This window comes from Sphingomonas sp. TREG-RG-20F-R18-01 (assembly GCF_022662475.1).
Taxonomy (GTDB): Bacteria; Pseudomonadota; Alphaproteobacteria; order Sphingomonadales; family Sphingomonadaceae; genus Sphingomonas.
In genome coordinates this window covers 1-705 of sequence record NZ_JAKNQQ010000050.1, presented here as the reverse complement: position 1 = coordinate 705, position 705 = coordinate 1, and the positions used below count along the sequence as shown (strand labels likewise).

2 tRNA genes are annotated in these 705 nt (G+C 58.2%); both read left to right on the top strand.

The window, feature by feature from the left end:
* Positions 1-155: 155 nt before the first annotated feature.
* Positions 156-232: transfer RNA gene (locus L8K25_RS22585), tRNA-Ile, on the top strand.
* A gap of 59 nt (positions 233-291) precedes the next feature.
* Positions 292-367 (top strand) — tRNA-Ala (locus L8K25_RS22580).
* The last annotated feature ends 338 nt before the right edge of the window (positions 368-705 follow it).

Sequence of the window (705 nt, the reverse complement as noted above, 5' to 3'; positions counted from 1 at the left end):
CTTTCACTTCGGTGAGGGGAAGAGCTTCTTCCATTCCAAAGAACATTTGCCGCCGTCCTCATGTCCCTTCATCACTGGATCCTCACTCGCAAGAGTGAGGTAGCCTGAGCTGGCGCTCGCCGTCTGCGGCCCTTATGGGGCTAGCCGGGCAGCGTGGGCCTGTAGCTCAGTTGGTTAGAGCGCACCCCTGATAAGGGTGAGGTCGGTGGTTCGAATCCACCCAGGCCCACCATCGCTCGAGGCATGCGGATCGTTTAGGCCTAACTTTAGCCTAACCTTCCGCCGCGTAATGGGGCCTTAGCTCAGCTGGGAGAGCGGTTGCTTTGCAAGCATCAGGTCATCGGTTCGATCCCGATAGGCTCCACCACGGCGCAGTCGACGAGACGATTTAGCAACGCTAAGTCGCACGCCGACAAGCCCGGCCAGCGCTGCTAAGCGCGCCCACAAGGCGCAGCTTTGCTGCGACTGACGGGCGCAAGCGCGCGAGAAACGCTCGACCAATATCCAGGGATGAAGAGAAAACGCTTCCGCTTCGGCGGAAATTGCGGGGTTCGCCCCGCCTTATTTGACATTGTGAATGGGTTCTTAAAATCGATGCCGTGATACGGCGTTGGTTCGACCGGAACGACCTTGGATCGCGGTTCGCCGCGAGGTCAGAGCGTAGAGGGTCGGATACAACGCTAATTAATCAGGCTGAGCATTTTT